This window comes from Rhizobium sp. AG855 (assembly GCF_003610655.1).
Classification (GTDB): Bacteria; Pseudomonadota; Alphaproteobacteria; order Rhizobiales; family Rhizobiaceae; genus Allorhizobium; species Allorhizobium wuzhouense.
In genome coordinates this window covers 411,847-428,687 of record NZ_RAQG01000005.1, presented here as the reverse complement: position 1 = coordinate 428,687, position 16,841 = coordinate 411,847, and the positions used below count along the sequence as shown (strand labels likewise).

11 protein-coding genes and 1 pseudogene are annotated in these 16,841 nt (G+C 60.8%); 5 read left to right on the top strand and 7 right to left on the bottom strand.

All coding sequences use genetic code 11. The features are described from left to right. A pseudogene (locus tag DFO46_RS23985) lies at nucleotides 1-3,529 on the bottom strand (hypothetical protein); the annotation flags it as partial. Between the two features lie 642 nt (nucleotides 3,530-4,171). Between DFO46_RS23985 and DFO46_RS21185 the strand changes: the two are divergent. Next, nucleotides 4,172-5,224: an ornithine cyclodeaminase gene (locus DFO46_RS21185; protein ID WP_120278958.1), complete on the top strand. Its 1,053-nt coding sequence runs from the start codon at nucleotides 4,172-4,174 to the stop codon at nucleotides 5,222-5,224. Between the two features lie 29 nt (nucleotides 5,225-5,253). Here the strand turns inward: DFO46_RS21185 and DFO46_RS21180 are convergent, their stop codons facing one another. The 6 genes from DFO46_RS21180 to DFO46_RS21155 form a co-directional block, all read right to left on the bottom strand. Then, the gene (locus DFO46_RS21180; protein ID WP_120278957.1) at nucleotides 5,254-5,847 is read right to left on the bottom strand and encodes a regulatory protein RecX; all 594 of its coding nucleotides are present in this window, start codon (nucleotides 5,845-5,847) and stop codon (nucleotides 5,254-5,256) included. A 9-nt stretch (nucleotides 5,848-5,856) separates the two neighbouring features. After that, nucleotides 5,857-7,044 carry a plasmid replication protein RepC gene (gene repC / locus DFO46_RS21175; RefSeq protein ID WP_245422680.1) on the bottom strand — a complete coding sequence of 396 codons (1,188 nt, stop codon included), beginning with the start codon at nucleotides 7,042-7,044 and terminating at the stop codon, nucleotides 5,857-5,859. 341 nt (nucleotides 7,045-7,385) lie between these two features. Beyond that, nucleotides 7,386-8,513 (bottom strand): plasmid partitioning protein RepB, encoded by a 1,128-nt coding sequence (gene repB, locus DFO46_RS21170; protein ID WP_120278991.1) that lies wholly within the window; start codon nucleotides 8,511-8,513, stop codon nucleotides 7,386-7,388. Further along, nucleotides 8,510-9,766, bottom strand: a complete 1,257-nt coding sequence (repA, locus tag DFO46_RS21165) for a plasmid partitioning protein RepA (protein WP_110792919.1) — start codon at nucleotides 9,764-9,766, stop codon at nucleotides 8,510-8,512. The genes repB and repA overlap by 4 nt, the downstream gene beginning before the upstream one ends. A gap of 373 nt (nucleotides 9,767-10,139) precedes the next feature. Then, nucleotides 10,140-10,862 carry a response regulator transcription factor gene (locus tag DFO46_RS21160; protein WP_120278955.1) on the bottom strand — a complete coding sequence of 241 codons (723 nt, stop codon included), beginning with the start codon at nucleotides 10,860-10,862 and terminating at the stop codon, nucleotides 10,140-10,142. Next, nucleotides 10,859-12,103 carry a GAF domain-containing sensor histidine kinase gene (locus tag DFO46_RS21155; protein ID WP_120278954.1) on the bottom strand — a complete coding sequence of 415 codons (1,245 nt, stop codon included), beginning with the start codon at nucleotides 12,101-12,103 and terminating at the stop codon, nucleotides 10,859-10,861. The genes DFO46_RS21160 and DFO46_RS21155 overlap by 4 nt, the downstream gene beginning before the upstream one ends. A 264-nt stretch (nucleotides 12,104-12,367) precedes the next feature. Here DFO46_RS21155 and DFO46_RS21150 point away from each other — a divergent pair, with 264 nt between their 5' ends. From DFO46_RS21150 to DFO46_RS21135, 4 genes are all read left to right on the top strand, one after another. Then, complete coding sequence (locus DFO46_RS21150) at nucleotides 12,368-13,384, top strand: ABC transporter substrate-binding protein (RefSeq protein ID WP_120278990.1); 1,017 nt, start codon at nucleotides 12,368-12,370, stop codon at nucleotides 13,382-13,384. A gap of 110 nt (nucleotides 13,385-13,494) precedes the next feature. Continuing rightward, nucleotides 13,495-14,952: a sugar ABC transporter ATP-binding protein gene (locus tag DFO46_RS21145; protein WP_120278989.1), complete on the top strand. Its 1,458-nt coding sequence runs from the start codon at nucleotides 13,495-13,497 to the stop codon at nucleotides 14,950-14,952. Continuing rightward, entirely contained in the window at nucleotides 14,949-15,896 is a 948-nt protein-coding gene (locus DFO46_RS21140; RefSeq protein ID WP_120278953.1) for an ABC transporter permease, read from the top strand. Before DFO46_RS21145 ends, DFO46_RS21140 begins: the two co-directional genes overlap by 4 nt. Then, entirely contained in the window at nucleotides 15,893-16,834 is a 942-nt protein-coding gene (locus DFO46_RS21135; RefSeq protein ID WP_120278952.1) for an ABC transporter permease, read from the top strand. The genes DFO46_RS21140 and DFO46_RS21135 overlap by 4 nt, the downstream gene beginning before the upstream one ends. The last annotated feature ends 7 nt before the right edge of the window (nucleotides 16,835-16,841 follow it).

Here is a 16,841-nt window from a genome sequence, read left to right as displayed (position 1 = left end):
GATTCGTCTGGCCGGTGTGATCCAGCTGGTCGAACTGGTTGAACTCGTACGAGCCGTTGGCGTTCACCTTCAGCGTGAAGACCACACGGTCGCCATTCTGCGGATCGTAGCTGATGCCCGGCTGGCCGACATTCTCGAACGCGTAGAGGACGCCATCCTTGATGTCGTAGCTCAGTGTCGCGCCTTCAGACTTCAGCCCAAGCTGTGTCAGCAGGCCGCGCGCCGTATCCTCGTTGATGAACGAGAACGTCACACCATCGTCCGCACCGCCCTTGACGAGCCCGGAGAGCGAGCCGGTGATCGAGGCAGGGCCGCCATTGTTGACACCCGGCGTGCCGGTGAACGAGCCGTCGCCATCGCCGTCATTCGGGAAGTTGCCGAGAGAGCCGCTCGTGTCGATGTCGTCTTCGTCGACCACACGCAGTTCCGACGTGCCGCTCAGTTCCGGTGCGTCGTCGTGAATGGTGATCGTGAACTTGTCGCCCAGCGTGATGCTGTCGCCATCAAAGTCCTTCGCCTGAACGATCTGGCCGAACTTGATCGGCAGGTCCACACTCGTCTGACCGATGTGGTCGAGCTGGTCGAACTGGTTGAACTCGTACGAGCCGTTGGCGTTCACCTTCAGCGTGAAGACCACGCGGTCGCCATTCTGCGGATCGTAGCTGATGCCCGGCTGGCCGACATTCTCGAACGCATAGAGGACACCATCCTTGATGTCGTAGCTCAGTGTTGCGCCTTCAGACTTCAGCCCAAGCTGCGTCAGCAGGCCGCGCGCCGTATCCTCGTTGATGAACGAGAACGTCACACCATCGTCCGCACCGCCCTTGACGAGCCCGGCAAGCGAGCCGGTGATCGAGGCAGGGCCGCCGTTGTTGACACCCGGCGTGCCGGTGAACGAGCCGTCGCCATCGCCGTCATTCGGGAAGTTGCCGAGAGAGCCGCTCGTGTCGATGTCGTCTTCGTCGACCACACGCAGTTCCGACGTGCCGCTAAGTTCAGGGACGTCATCCCGGATTGTCACGGAGAGGTGCCCGGTCAGGGCAACGCTGTCTCCATCACCGTCGGTTGCCTGGACAACGCCGCCGAAGTCGATCGCAATGACGCCGCCGTCGACAACCTTTTCCTGCAGGTCGGTGTTCTCGCCGATTGCGGAACCCGGATTGTGATCGACCTGATCATTGAGCTTGAAGGAATAGTCGCCCCATCGCGAAACTTCGAGCGAGAAGACAAGCCGGTCTCCGCCAGGTGTATATTGGGGCCCACCTTCGCCAGCATTCACGAAGCCGACGAGCGTACCGTTGTAAACCTCATAGCTGATCAGCTGGCCCTTCGACGTCAGCCCGAGGTCGGACAGCGTCTTCAATGCAGCGTCTGTATTGATGATCGAGAACCGCGTATTCTGGTTGTCGGCACCAAAATCGACCAGATTACCGAGATAGCCGGAAACCGTTGCAGCGCCTGGAAGGTTGTTCCAGCTATCCCCGGTATAGGAACCATCGGCATTGCCGTCGTTCGGGCTGGTGCCGTTCGAACCATGACCGATCTCGTCGCGGGTCAGGATGTCGTCTTCATCAACCGTCGCAGCGATGGGCTTGCCAACGACGACCGGAGCATCGTCTTCGACCCGAACGGTCACGGTACCATCGACCCTGTCACCATCGGAATCGGTCGCGGTGAAGGGGATCTTGAAGTCGAGGAAGTCAACTGGCTTCCCAACAATCCGCGGCCCGTCGCCGTCAAAGACAACTGCCGCGCCGATGCTGTCAGACGGAACCGTGTTGCCGGCGGCTTGACCTTCGCTGCCCTCCGTCGATGCGACCGGGGCATAGTGGTCGAGATTCCCGATCAGCTGGAAGGTATAGGTACCGTTTGCCGACGTCGGATCCAGCGTGATCACGAAGACGCGAGCACCGTCGAAGTCCTTCATGGAAATCAGCTGACCGGCTTCGCCGTCTTCGGCGAAAAGCCGCTCGCCTTCAAAGGGTCCGTCAAAGAATGCCTTGAATGCGATCAGCTGATAGCCGCCATTCCACTTACCTGATTCATCGCGCGTGTACTCAATGCGGTACCTCAGCGGATAACCATCCGAGCTGAGATTGGCCAGAACCGGGATGGCAGCCTGAATTTCCGCTGACGTCGAGGAGGTATTGAGCCCCGTGAAGCTCACGGTCCGGCCGACCGGATCATCACCGGTCGCATTGCCGGTTTCACCAATCGTCTCACTCTTCAAATCATTGTCGGCACCCCAGCGGATTGCAAGGGAACCTTCAGCCGTCGGGTACTTGAACGCAGGGGGGAAGTCAGAACCAGAGTCGGATTCGGAATCTGAAATGAACTTGGCAAATTCCGGCGTTGGTTCGTCGATCTTGCTGAAAAGATCATCTTCGCTGACCTGGTCACCGGCCGGCACACCGATCGTCGGCGCATCGTCCTGAATGTCGATGTTGAACGATCCCGTAACGGAATCGCCATCGCGATCGGTTACGGTATACTGGAAGCCGAGTCGCAGAAGATCATCTAGATCGTCCTGCGAACCGTTCTGGCCAGCATCCGGATGTTCAAGCTTGCCAACGAGCTCGAACGTGAAGTCGCCGGTGACGCGGTTCGTGATTGTCAGAGTGAAAACGACGTTGCCTGCTGAATCCCGGCCTTCGACAGCCAGGAAGTCCAGATCGGCTCCGTCAGTCGGAGCCGCGAAGCTCGTGACTGTGATCGGGCGACCACCAGAGGTGAAACCGGTCAGAACTTTCAACCCGTCGCCTTCATCCACATCGGAAGCTCCGGTGAATACAACGCCGGAAATCGTCCCGAAGTCCGGACCCTGCTCAAAAGGAAGCCGACCCGTAAAGATCCGGTCGTTCGAAATTTCATCCGTGACGACAGCTTCGTCCAGAATGATGGGGCTCGTCAGCGGCGACAGGATTGTCGGCACGCCATCGCCTCCCAGACGCTGTCCATTCGGCGCACCGTCGCCGAAATCGGTATCACCCAGCAGGTCCGCCAGAGCAAACTGCTCCGGACCGTTGTTGATCGGGCTGTCGTTGAAATCACCACCATTGCTCGCCGAGCCGGACGATGCCGAGTAGGAACCGTCAGGGCCTGCGGCGACGTTGATGTTGTTGCCTTCGAGCGCGGCAAAGAGCGCCTGCTGAGGCAGCTCGACTTCACCGATGACGAAGGTCGGGATGTTGGCAGCACCGCCGACGATGACGATCTCGGTTCCATCCGCCTGGACGAGAACTAGGTTGCCACCTTCGAGGCGAATGTCGTCGATCGACACGCCGACCGGCAGGGTCACGACATTGTTCTGATCCGGGACGACTTCCGTGGGGATCGATGCAGCTGCCGTTTCTGTCGGCAGGCGATCGGTCTTGACGGCGTCGGTCGCGTTCGGCGTCGCGGCCTGGGCCATTTCGACCCCGCGGGTTTCTTCGGGTACATATCCGAGATGCTGCTCAACCGCAGAATCAAAATCGTCAGCGGAAGAATTGTTGTCAAAGCTGGACAGGCGCGGATCTTCGATGGACATGGTAACTCACCCCTTAACAAGTTGATCGCAGTTAAATCTCGACCCGGGGCACAGTGCAACGCTTTCTTAACCCTGCAGGCATAGCCGGTTATGCGTTCACAGACCATTATTGAAAGAACAGTTAATTCACAAAGCTAAAAAGCCATGAATTTCGGTATTTTAATCAAGTTTTAATGATAAAGGCCGGGGCCCCGACCACGGTCTGAGAAGGTGCGCAGCAGGAGGTCAAGGACAGGTTTTGAGGGGTTGGTTATGAGATTGAGATGAGTACGCTTGCCCTCATTAGCCCGCGTGCTCAGCGAGATTCTTCTTCATCCAGGCGTTGTGCCGACAAGGGTGCCCAATGGAGAAGCCTGCCCATCGTCCGCGCCGAGAACCGCAGGGCCGATCAAGTCAATGAGTGAGTAAACTTCACTGCGCGTCACCGGCGAGATACGTCGCCGCTTCCTTAGGATGTTGCGCTCGTCGAAAACGCGAGAGCATCTCAAACCCGGTGGCCATTCACAGCCTCGGCTGACACTTCGTCAAACAAATGCGGTCATATTGTATAATGGACAGATCAAACCGACAGATTATCGGCATTACGCCCAATCGCTTTTGTTCTTAAACTTGCGAAATCTGAACTCTTGCACCCGGTGATGCATGACTGCCCCTGCCCCTTCGGACAAAGCCTTCGTTCCCTTCGTCAGCGTGCAAAACATGATGCGTCTGGTGCATCACATCGGCATCGAGCGCGTGCTCACCGAGCTGACGGACGTAATCGAGGACGATTTCCGGCGCTGGCCATTGTTCGACAAGACGCCGCGGGTCGCCTCCCATTCCCGCGAAGGCGTCATTGAGCTGATGCCGACATCCGATGGTGAGATCTATTCGTTCAAATATGTGAACGGCCACCCCAAGAACATGGCGCAGGGCCTGCAAACCGTGACCGCATTCGGCCTGCTGGCGGAGGTGGAAACCGGCTATCCGGTTCTCCTCACCGAAATGACACTCCTGACAGCGCTTCGAACAGCGGCGACCTCTGCAATGGCCGCCCGGCACCTCGCCCCGAAGGGCGCCACCACCATGGCCATGATTGGAAACGGCGCCCAGGCGGAATTTCAGGCTCTGGCAATGAAGGCTGTTCTTGGCGTCACGCATCTGCGGCTGTTCGACATCGACCCCAGGGCGACCGAGAAGACGATCCGGAACCTGTCAGCGTCCGGTTTGCATCTGACAGCCTGCGAAACGGCGCAATCGGCCGTCGAAGGCGCGCAGATCATCACCACCTGCACCGCCGACAAGCAGAATGCGACGATCCTGTCGGACAACATGGTCGGCGCCGGGACCCACATCAACGCGATCGGCGGCGACTGCCCCGGCAAGACCGAGCTGCATCGCGATATTCTCTCGCGTGTCGACACTTTCGTCGAGTTTCCGCCACAGACCCGGATCGAGGGGGAGATCCAGCAGATGCCGGCCGACTACCCGGTCACGGAACTCTGGCAGGTCGTGAATGGCGACTCCCTTGGCCGCCGTGATCAGCGACAAATCACGCTCTTTGACAGTGTGGGCTTTGCGATCGAGGATTTTTCCGCCCTGCGCTACGTGCGTGAACGCGTGCGGGGCACGACCTTCTATCAGCCCGTTGACCTGATTGCCGATCCCGACGATCCACGGGATCTGTTCGGCATGCTCCAGCGTGCCAGGGATTGAGCGTCTTCAGTAGGTGAAGCCGCAGCCGTTCAAACTGCGCGAAGCAGGATGTCCTCGGCCTCATCCCGATCCATGTCCAGTATCCGCTTGGCGAGATCGAAGCCGAACCCCTGGCGAGCAAAGGACGCGATCTCCTTGCTCCACCGGCCATCGTCAGCCTTGACCTCAGGTCGGCGAAAAGGGCCGAACCCTTTCTTTCGTGCATAAACGACTACGGCGCGCACTTCGTCGATTTCGCCGACAGCCATCTCGATGATCCCGCGCTCGATACCCTTTTCTGCCAGCTTGCGCGCGACAGCCCGGGGCGACTTTCCGCTTCGCGCGGCCGACCCAGATCGGACCTGGGCGTAATTTTCATCGTCGAGCGCCTTCATGTTGCGTCCGAAGGCTATCGCATGCTCCGCAAGGGCGCGGAGCTGAACATCGGTGATACCCTCGAATTTGGATTTCGCCTTTCGCTTGATTGCATCGGCCAGTTCACGTTCGCTCATCATCCGGCGAGCCAGGCGATAGGCCGCGGAGTTCTTCGACCAGGACAACATTCGCGCTGTCGGCTTTTCGGCATCGCCGCCGCTCGCGCCTTCGTCCTTTGCCACCCCGTCGTCCACGTTCTCGAAAGACATCCAAATTCCTCAATCGCTCTGCCGCTCAAGTGCCTGCAGCATGGGATAGACGCTGAAGGCGGACCTTTCGGCCTTGCGTGTCAGATCACGCAGATAGCCACCTGGCGAGCGGATATCGTCAACCCTTTCCAGCATGATGGCGACGACAATTGCGGCGGCCTGTTCCCCCATCGCCTTTCTCGCCTTGGCCCAGGCATCAGGAGAAACGCCGAGCATCGAGCGAACGAGATCGGCCGCACGGACCAGATCCTGCCAGGTTTTCAGGCCTCCTTGCGCGTAATCCCCGATTTGCGGGCAGACCTTTCTCATCCGGTCCAGGCTGATCGCAACCCGCTTTTCAGGTGCCTTTGTCCCTAAATCCTGATCGCCCCCCGGCTCCGCCCCCTCTAATTCTCTTTTGCCGTTTAATTCAAATGGTTGGTCTGTGTTTGAATTCTGTATATGGCGCTCACTTTGATGGTCATTGCCGCTCATTTCTTCTTCAGAGAGGCTTGATAGATATGCATTTTCGACCTTCGCGCGAAACGACTTGAGGCTGGCGCGCAGCGCCGAAAGCGCAGCAGGATCGGGGCAGCGCGGGAGGCTGCCGAAAGACATCTCCTGGAACTCGGCCACAAGCATCTCCCAGTCCCCTGCCCGTGCTTCCTCGATTGCAGCCGTGATGATCTTCGAGATGTCGCGCAGGTGCAGCGTCACCTCTGTCCTCAGCATGCGCAAAGCCTTTGCCTCGCTGCGGACCGCTTCCGCATGGGCATGGATTTCTGCGGCTTTGAGCGCCAAGGGGGAGAGGTCGAAGCCAAATGCTTCGTCGACCACGCCACGATCGTCCCGCACGCAGTAGCGCTTTCCATTGGCGCTGTCGCGGCGAAAGATCAGGCCTGCCTCCACCAGCGCCGTCAGATGACGGCGGATGGTCGCTGGCGCCATGCCACGCGCGCGGATCGACAGTTCCCGATTGGACGGAAAAACGATAATCGGCTTGGATCCATCGAGAATGCGATCCGTCGTGAAGCTTACCAGCGCCTCGAGGAGGCCGATGGCACGGTCACTCAAGCCGAAATGCGCACGTGCTTCGGTCAGCGCGCGCAACAGCTGCCATTTATCGCCGCCGCCCGTGTCATTGCCTCCGTCGCCGGCGCGCAGTTTCTCCTGCTTTTCGGAGACGGAGGCCTGGCGGGAAAATAGCCGCGCAGACATCCTGCCGCCGCCGAAAGGCGTCGTCGCAAGTCTGTCCATCATGATCCGGTCCTCTGGTGAAGAGGCAAGACGGGCCCTTTGGACGCAGCGTCAGACACAAGCAAAAATACCCGGACACGACAATGATGCCGCCGACTCTTGACTTTGCCTGGTGGAAGTGATTCTCTCAGATTGCTACATACGAGAGGGCTTCCGAAACGGTCACGTTTTGGGGGCCTTTTTTCTTGTCTCCGCGCTTCCTTTCCTGGTTTCGCGTGTGTCTCACCGGACAGCCAGACCTCAATCAGGTCCGAATCAGTCCGAAAGCTTTGCCGGAACGGGCAGGATGGTCCCGCCCCTCCTCAATTCTGCGCCTTCAGATGCGCCGCATAGGCCTGTCTCACATGCTCGGAGAGAGCATCGAGAAAGGCCTCGTCGACATCCTTGGCAAAATCGATCCGCACGACCCGGCCCTGGCGTTTGTAGCCGGCAAAGGCCCGACCGCCAGGTGCCAAAAGCTCCGTCGGCTCCGTCTTTTCACCGCGCGCGGCCGCAGGCTGAGCGAGCCTTGCCAGCAGCAGTTCGAACCGGCGATCGGTATCGGCTGCGCGAAAGGTTGCCCGGGCCACTTCATCGGAGGCAGCCTCAGGTGCACCCTTCGCGCCAAACAGCTCCACGAGTTTCATCCAGCGTTCGCGCCCTGCCTTTGGCGCAGGGCCGATCGCGCGGATGACGGTTTCCGGCACGCCATCGGCAACCTGCAGGAGACGCGACAGCTCCGATTTCTGCACGGCGAGCGCATCGCCGATCAATCGGCGGTCGAAACCACGGGCGACAAGGGTACGCGCAAAGGCTGCGCGTTCGATGAAGGAGAGATTCCGGCGCTCGGCATTTTCCTTGCCCTGGGCCAGGATCAACTGATCGTCGGTCAGGCTGCGAACCAGCGCCTTGACCTCGATGCCGAGGGCTGCGGCCGCACGCAACCGGCGGTGGCCATAGGCGACCTGAAAGCGTCCATCCTCTGATGGGTGCGGACGCACCAGGATCGGCACCTGCTGACCACTTTCGCGCATGCTCTCGACAAGTTCGGCAAACTGCGGATCGTCGATATCACCGGCACTCAAGCGGTCGGAAACGAAGGAAGCCTCGATACGACTTGTCGGGAGGGACAAGACGCGTTCCCCCTCTTCGAGAGCCTGGCGCAGATGGCGCGCTTCTTCAGCTTCCCGAGCGATCGTATTCAGCGACAGACCCATCGCCTTCACAGCGCCGGACGCGGCACGCAAGGGCGAACCGCCCACATCCATCTGGATCGGGGATGCAGGCTTCTCCGGCAGTGGCTGAACGCCTACCGATTTGACTTCTGGCGCCCTTCCCTGCGGCGCTGAAGGCACGGCCTGACGGGTGGATGGAGGCGTCAAAGGCTGTGTCGGCGCAATGGCATCACCGAACAGTGCCTTGATCGAGTTCTTGCGGTCGCGCCCGTTCATGTCGTTCGCCCCCATGCCGTATGGACCAGAGCCTCGATCTCGCTGTTGACGGAATCGAGTGCTTCCATCGCCCGGTCATAGGTGCCGCGCGAGAAATTCTCGCGGCCGACTTCGTAGAGCGTCTGTTTGGTCAGTCCCGCATCCGAAACAGCAGTCGATTTCAGCATCGGTGCCGTGAGCACGCGCTCACCGAACAGCGACCGGAGGAAGCCGACGATCTGCGTCTGAGGCCCGTCATGTGGCTCGAAGCGGGTGACGAGATAGCGCAGGAAATCGAAATTGAGCTGGCCGCCGGCCTCGCGCACGACCGACAGGAGGTCGGAGGTCATGAACAGGAACTGGCTCATCGAGGCGACGTCAAGCATCTGCGGATGCACGGTGACGACGACGGACGTCGAGGCGCAGAGGGCCGAGAGAGTGAGGTAGCCGAGCTGTGGCGGGCAATCGATGACCACCACGTCGTAGTCGTCGGCCACGCTGGCAAGGGCCGCCTGTACGCGGGTGAAGAACAGCCCGTGGGTGTCGCCCGGTCGGCGCTCGGCAAGCGCGCGCGGCGTCACATGTTCGAATTCCTGAAGTTCCAGATTGCCCGGCACCAGGTCGAGCCCATCAAAATAGGTCGAACGGATGATCTCACGCAGGGGCCGCGCCTCACCGTCATAGCGGATCGCGCCATAAATCGTGTCGTTGCCGACCAGGTCCAGTTCCGGCTGATAGCCGAACATCGCCGAGAGCGACGCCTGGGGATCGAGGTCGACGGCCAGAACCCGGTGACCACTCAGCGCGAGATGCTGCGCCAGATGCACAGACGAGGTTGTCTTGCCTGAACCGCCCTTGAAGTTGGTGACGGAAATGACCTGCAGATGCTCGCCACGCGCCGCATCCCGCCATTTCACATAGGAGCGGGCCTTGGTTTCGTTGCCTTTCGCGCGCGCCTGATCGGCGAGAAAATGGCGAAGCGCATTGATATCCTTGAGAGAATAGAAGCGTCGCCCGCCGCTGCCGACGACCGGCTGCGGTCCATCGCCGGCAAGGGAGAGTTGGCGCAGATATCCATCCGACACACCGATGAGGCGCGCCGCTTCGCCAGAGGTGAAACTGCGAAGCGTCTTCTGCGAGGTCGGAGCAAACAGCCGCTCGCGCATCGCCTGCAGCTGCGCAGACAGCGCCTGGGCATCTTCCGCGATGGTCTCGTCGGCGGGGCGCAAGGGCATGGACTCTTCCAAAATCGCGTTGATCGATGGCTGACCCATCGGTCTTCTCCATTCTTCCAGCCCGCTCACACCGATCATGCCGCCATCATGGCGCAACACGGAACAAGCAGGGCAGACTGTCTATGACATCTGCGATTCTCGCGGCGTTGGAAATACGCAATTGCGAGCAACTAACAGAATGTGGCACCAGTTACGGCAATGAGGCCAATTATCGCCCCTTGTCCGTAAAAACCTCGTGCATCACCTGAGTCGCGTCAAGCTATTTTTGGTTAACGAGATCTTAACGGGGCAGGCCACCAGCGCCGGTCTGCGCGAAAAATACGCTCGGCCGGGCCTGGGATCTCGGGAAAGGTAAAGGCATGGAGGCCAATCCAGCCTGCGGCCTCGAAGAAATGCCTCTTAGGCGCGTCGCTCAGTGCGAACGGAGCCAGTCAACAAGTTCCGTCTCGGCCCGTTCCAGAGCGCTGTAATTGAGGAGCTTGCGCAGAAGCGCCACCGTGACGGCACGGGCCCGCAGGTTGAAGCGTCCCTCCTCGCCCTCGTCGGGCGTCATCTGGTAGACATCGAGCTTCTCGTAGAGCGATTGAAGCCTGTTCTGCACGCTGCGGAGCGACAGACCACGGCGGCGCGCGATGGTGCGGTCGGTCAGTCCCAGCGCGATGTCGACCAGAATCTCGTATTCGCTGTCGCTGAAGCCCTTTACCTGACCCAGGCTCTTCTGCTGCATGCCGCGAACCTCGCGATCGATGACGCATTGTGCCTCGACAAAAATGGAACGCAGCGCCAGTTTCAGCCGCTCGTCGGAGGCCGATTTCAGCACATAGCCGTAAGCCGCCCCGTCAGGAACGATGCGCGATACGCCGCGCACATAGGCTTCATCGGAGTAGTTCGACCAGAACAGGATGCGCGTGTCCGGTCGCTCCTTCCATATGGTGCGCGCGGCCTCGATGCCGTTTCGCGCATTCATCTGCAGGTCCATGACGACATGCGCCGATTTGTGGTCCCGGGCGAGGCGCTCGCCGTCGGCGCCATTTTCGGCCTCGATCACCGTCTTGCATTCCGGCAGGGCCGCGCAGACGGCTTCCAGAAGATAAGAGCGGTGCAGCGGGTCGTCTTCCACGATCAGGACCTTCATTGGCTGTCTCCTCCGGCTTTGCGCCGGCCATGGGTCAAAGGCAGTTGCAGGCGCACAGTGGTGCCCCCGCCGTCGCGGTTCGGTCCCAGAGTGAACTTGGCCGAGATGAGCCGGGCCCTGGTCATCATATTGTCGATACCGCCGCCCGTGCGGCGGTCTCTGCGCGGTACGCCTTGGCCATTGTCGGAAACCTCGATGACAAGCGTGGTCGGGTTGTTGCGCAGGCGCACCTCGATTGCGGCTGCCTGCGCATGACGCACGGCATTGTTGATCGCCTCCTGCACGATGCGAAACAGCGCAATACGGACTGTCTGATCGAGCAGGTCGATGAGCCCGTCCGTGTCATCGATCAGATCGAAGCAGATCTGTGATCCCTGGTCACGCACGGCGCGGTCGAGGTGGTTCTCGATCGCATGGGCAAAACCGAACAACTGGAGCACCGAGGGCTTGGCCTCCTCAATGATCTCACGCAGATCCTGCATGCAGTGCTGCAGGCTGCGGGCGATCGGCTCCAGCGCTTCGCCGTTCAGGTCCCGCTCCTGGATCAGGCGATCGAGCCGCCGCGAGAGCCGGGTAAGGTCCGCCAACGTCTGGTCATGGAGATCCATGCCGATGCGCTGGCGCTCCCGCTCGAGTGCTTCGGTCAGACTGAGTGCACCAAGCCGTAATCCCTCTTCCCGGGCGCGCGCTTCTGCCTCCACGATCGCCGACTGTTTCGCCTGGTCGGCGGCCCGGAGCGCAAAGAAATAGGGGGCAAGCAGATCGGCAATCGACTGGGCGTTCTTGACGTCGTTTGTCGTGTAGAAATCCACCTGATGCGAGGAGCAACTGAGCGCCCCGATCACCTCGCCCCCCACCTTCAGCGGCACGTGGATACGGCTGCGCAGATTGTGTTCGAAGATCGGCTGAACAAACGGGGTATCACTGAAATAGCGGCCCTCCAGCTGGGCATCGGGCGTCAGGAAAAAGTCGATTTCGCCCCAGAGCAAGGTGCGGATCGGACTACTCGTCACGGGGGCGGGAGCGGCCTGTCCCCAGAACGTGTCCAGCCCGGTCTCGTAAGCCGTATGGTAAAGTCCGCTCACCATCATGATGCAAACATCGAGATGGTCATGCGGCACGATATGCGATACCTCAACGCCTACCGCCTTAATCGCGGAACGGAAGTCCAACTGCCCCGCCAGCAAGCGCGATATCCCGAGATAGTGGTCGAGCAGCGCCGACGGCGCAATGTTGAGCATCGGTAGTCCTCCCACGGCGCCCGCTCCTCCTGGCTCCATCGCCTTAATAACACAGAGACGACCGGATCACGTCTTGCGAGATCCCGCATCTTATTTCGTAAATCCCGCACATGTGCTGCCACCTACGCCCTATACACATCCTGCGATCTATTCCATCTTGGTCCCGTCGAGAGGAGGAAACTCGACTGGGAGGTCGGCTAAAGCCCTTGCTTGGCTGACAGGAGGAAACCGGTCCAAGGAGGCCGGGCAACAGGGAGTGAGATGATGAAAGCCACCAGAATTCTTCTGGCGACAGCCGCTTTGTGCGTATCCGCCATTCCGATGACGGCCTTTGCCGACACCGCTGCCAAGAAGATCGCCTTGTCCAACAACTATGCCGGCAACTCCTGGCGCCAGGCCATGCTGACCAGCTGGGAAAAGGTCACCGGCGAAGCGGTGAAGTCCGGCCAGGTCGCCGCGGCAGATGCCTTCACGACGGCCGAAAACCAGGCCACAGAGCAGGCAGCCCAGATCCAGAACATGATCCTGCAGGGGTATGACGCGATCGTTATCAATGCCGCATCCCCGACCGCGCTGAATGGCGCCGTCAAGGAAGCCTGCGATGCCGGCATCACCGTCGTTTCATTCGATGGCATCGTGACCGAACCCTGCGCCTGGCGCATCGCTGTCGACTTCAAGGAGATGGGCCGCAGCCAGGTTGAATACCTCTCCGGCAAGCTGCCTCAGGGCGGTAACTTGCTCGAAATCCGTGGTCTCGCCGGCGTCTTCGTCGATGACGAGATTTCGGCTGGCATCCATGCCGGCGTCGAACAGTTCCCGCAGTTCAAGATCGTCGGCTCGGTGCATGGCGACTGGGCTCAGGACGTCGCCCAGAAAGCCGTCGCCGGCATCCTGCCGAGCCTGCCGGACATCGTCGGTGTCGTGACCCAGGGTGGTGACGGCTATGGTGCCGCCCAGGCGATCGCTGCTGCCAACCGCAAGATGCCTGTCATCGTCATGGGCAACCGCGAAGACGAGCTGAAGTGGTGGAAGGAGCAGAAGGACGCAAACGGCTATGAGACCATGTCGGTTTCGATCGCGCCGGGTGTCTCGACGCTCGCCTTCTGGGTCGCTCAGCAGATCCTCGACGGCAAGGAAGTGAAGAAGGACCTCGTGGTGCCCTTCCTGCGCATCGACCAGGACAACCTCGAAGCCAACCTCGCCAATACCCAGGCAGGCGGCGTCGCCAATGTCGAGTACTCGCTCGAAGACGCCCAGAAGGTTATCGCCTCGGCCAAGTAACCGCATGGACTGACAGACCCTCCCCCGATCCGTCCGGCCTCGTTGCCGGGCGGAACGGGACAGGTGACCCCGCCGAGGGTAGCCAAGCGACTGCGAATGGGATGAATGACATGAATGCGAGCGAGGCAGCGACAGCCGTCGTCAGTGTCACGGATGCCAAAGTGCATTACGGGGCGGTCCGGGCCCTCGATGGGGTCACCCTCACAATACGGGCCGGTGAGTGCATCGGGCTCGTCGGCCACAATGGCGCCGGCAAATCCACCATCGTCAATGTCATCAATGGCGGGCTTAGCCCGCATCAGGGATCCGTCGCCTTTGGCGGCACCAGCGGTCAGGGCATCAAGGCTGCCCGTGAAGCCGGGATCCGTTGCGTCTTCCAGGAATTGTCGCTCTGCCCCAACCTCACGGTTGTCGAAAATACCCGCGTCATGCATCGCGGCCTTGCGGGTTGGGGCTGGCGTTCGCGCGGTGCCCAGATCATCGCCAAAAAACTGGATGAAATCTTTCCTGGGCATTCGATCGAGGCCTCAGAGCAGGTCGGCAACCTGACCATCGCCGAACGGCAGATGGTCGAGATCGCGATTACATTCTGCGAGATCGGCAATCCGGTTCGCCTCGTCATCCTCGACGAACCCACCTCATCGCTGGATGCGCGGCTTGCCGAGCAGTTGCTCGCCTATGTGCGCCGCTTCGTCGATGCCGGCGGCGCGGTCGTCTTCATCTCCCATATCCTCAGCGAAATCCTGTCGATCGCCAGCCGCATCGTGGTGATGAAGGACGGGAAAGTGGTTGCCGAACGCGCTGCAGCCGACTTCTCGGAGCACGGCCTCATCGAGGCCATGGGCAGCGTGGTCAAGGCAAGACAGGCGCGCGAATTGGCGGCCGCGCAGTCCGGCGTACCCGTGCTAACGGCACGGCCAGCGCGTGGGATCGGACTGCCCTTCAAGGCCCATCGTGGCGAGATCATTGGCTTTGCCGGGCTCGGCGGCCATGGCCAGACCGAGATGTTGATCGATCTCTTCAATACCCGAAGCGGTAACTGGCTCCGACCGGCCGATCCGGCAGTCGCTTTCGTCGCAGGCGACCGCGCTGTCAATGGTACCTTCACGCTGTGGAGCATCCTGAAAAATTTCAGCATCGGCGTGCTCCCCGACCTGTCCCGACTCGGTCGGCTCGATGAGGAGCAGGAAGAGGCACTCGGCCAGTCCTGGAGGGAACGCATCGGCATCCGCACTCCGGACATGGAGCACGGCATCCTGTCGCTCTCCGGCGGCAATCAGCAGAAAGTGCTCTTTGCCCGCGCCCTGGCCAGCCGTGCCCCCGTGGTGCTGATGGACGACCCCATGCGCGGCGTCGACTTCGGCACGAAGCAGGAAGTCTACGGAATCTTGAGAAGCGAAGCGGCGAACGGCCGAACCTTCATCTGGTACTCGACGGAGATGGACGAGGTCTGCCTCTGCGATCGGGTCTATGTCTTCAACAATGGCGCCATTGTCGCGGAGCTTTCCGGCGATGACGTCGCGGAGGAAAACATCTTGTCTGCATCCTTCAAGGAGGCCGCGGCATGAAGGTCAACCTTTCTGCCGACAGCATCCGACTGTTGATCCCTGCCCTGTCGCTGGCCGTGCTGCTGGCTGCCGTCTTCTATCTTCAGCCCCGCGCCATGAGCTATACGGGCCTCAACCTGCTCTTCAATCTGGCCGTCCCGATCGCGCTCGCCACTATTGCCCAGATGCTGGTCATGACGATCAACGACCTCGACCTTTCGATGGGCACCTTCGTCAGCTTCGCAGCCTGTGTTGCGGCGACATTTCTCAACGACACGCCACTGCTCGGCATCGCGATCCTTGCCGGTGCCATTGGCGTCTATGCGGTGATCGGGGTCCTCATCCATGTGCGGGACCTGCCCTCGATCGTCGTCACACTCGGTATGAGTTTCGTCTGGGGTGGACTGGCCGTACTCATCCTGCCGGCGCCTGGAGGATCGGCACCGAACTGGATCCGCGCCATCATGACATCGCGCCCACCGCTGGTTCCGATGGCCATCGTGGCAAGCGTCCTGATCGCCGCCGTCAGTCACTTTCTCATCATGCGATCGTCCTTCGGCGTCGTCCTGCGTGGCGTCGGTGGCAATGCACGCTCGGTCGAGCGCGCCGGCTGGTCGATCATCGCCGCTCGCGCCTCGATCTACGCGCTGGCTGGCCTGTTTGCGGTCATGTCGGGTATCGCCCTGGTGGGCCTGACGACTTCGGCGGACGCCAATATCGCGCTTCGTTACACGCTGCTGTCGATCGCCGGCGTCATTCTCGGCGGCGGAGAATTTGTCGGCGGTCGCGTCTCTCCGATCGGGGCCGTCATCGGCGCTCTGACGCTGACGCTGGCGGGGTCGTTCCTGTCCTTTCTCAGGATATCGCCGGATTGGCAGATTGGCGCGCAAGGCGCGATCCTGATCGTGGTCCTGACCTTGAGACTTGCCCTCAACCGTTTCGAAGGCCGGAGGGCGAAGTCGTGACCTCTTTGCTGAAACGTCCCTGGATCTGGTCCTTCGTCGCGACCGCCGTCGTCTTCATCACCACGGTTCTGTTCACCGGCGGGGCCAGCACGCTCGGGCTCGCCCAGGCGGCCCTGACCTTCGCCGCCTTCTCGATCCTCGTTGGCCTCGGCCAGATGCTGGTTATCACGCTGGGGCCCGGCAACATCGATCTCTCGGTACCCGCCAACATGACACTTGCCGGTACGGTCGCCTTGAAGGTGATGAATGTCGACAATGGTACGATCCTGATCGGCCTTCTGATCGCGATCGCGATCGGCGTCGCCATCGGGATCGGCAATTACGCCCTGATCAAGCTGCTGCGCATCCCGCCGATCATCGCGACACTGTCGATGAGCTTCATCATCCAGTCGACGGCAATCTGGACCAATCGCGGATTGCGCATCAAACCGCCGGCAGCTTTGGCCGACTTCACCACGACGTCGACTCTTGGCATTCCCAATGTCGCCATCGTCGCCTTGGTGTTGTCGCTCATCGTCTGGTTCGTACTGAACAAGACCGTCTACGGCCGCTGGATCGCCGCCATCGGCCAGAGCATCAGGGCCGCCCGGATGACCGGCATCCCGATCGACGGAACACGGCTCGTCACATATGTGCTCTGCGCCGTCTTGGCGGCCATCTGCGGTTACCTTCTGGCCAGTTTCTCGGGCGGGGCCGCCCTCAACATGGGCTCGGAATATCTGCTGATGTCGATTGCGGTCGTGGTTATCGGTGGCACCGCCGTCGCCGGCGGCAATTCCAACGTGCCGGGCATTTGGGGCGCCTCGCTCTTCATGTTCCTCGTCGTGTCGATGCTCAACACCTATGGATTTGGAGCGGGTATCCGCCTGATCCTTACCGGCCTCATCATCATTGCCGTCATCATGCTACCGAGCGCCCGTCCGCTCGACAAACGATAGAACCCGC

Coding starts and splice junctions, on each gene's coding strand:
- DFO46_RS21185 (WP_120278958.1), top strand. CDS start 4,172: ATGACTGCCCCTGCCCCTTCGGACAAAGCCTTCGTTCCCTTCGTCAGC.
- DFO46_RS21180 (WP_120278957.1), bottom strand. CDS start 5,847: ATGTCTTTCGAGAACGTGGACGACGGGGTGGCAAAGGACGAAGGCGCG.
- repC (WP_245422680.1), bottom strand. CDS start 7,044: ATGTCTGCGCGGCTATTTTCCCGCCAGGCCTCCGTCTCCGAAAAGCAG.
- repB (WP_120278991.1), bottom strand. CDS start 8,513: ATGAACGGGCGCGACCGCAAGAACTCGATCAAGGCACTGTTCGGTGAT.
- repA (WP_110792919.1), bottom strand. CDS start 9,766: ATGGGTCAGCCATCGATCAACGCGATTTTGGAAGAGTCCATGCCCTTG.
- DFO46_RS21160 (WP_120278955.1), bottom strand. CDS start 10,862: ATGAAGGTCCTGATCGTGGAAGACGACCCGCTGCACCGCTCTTATCTT.
- DFO46_RS21155 (WP_120278954.1), bottom strand. CDS start 12,103: ATGCTCAACATTGCGCCGTCGGCGCTGCTCGACCACTATCTCGGGATA.
- DFO46_RS21150 (WP_120278990.1), top strand. CDS start 12,368: ATGAAAGCCACCAGAATTCTTCTGGCGACAGCCGCTTTGTGCGTATCC.
- DFO46_RS21145 (WP_120278989.1), top strand. CDS start 13,495: ATGAATGCGAGCGAGGCAGCGACAGCCGTCGTCAGTGTCACGGATGCC.
- DFO46_RS21140 (WP_120278953.1), top strand. CDS start 14,949: ATGAAGGTCAACCTTTCTGCCGACAGCATCCGACTGTTGATCCCTGCC.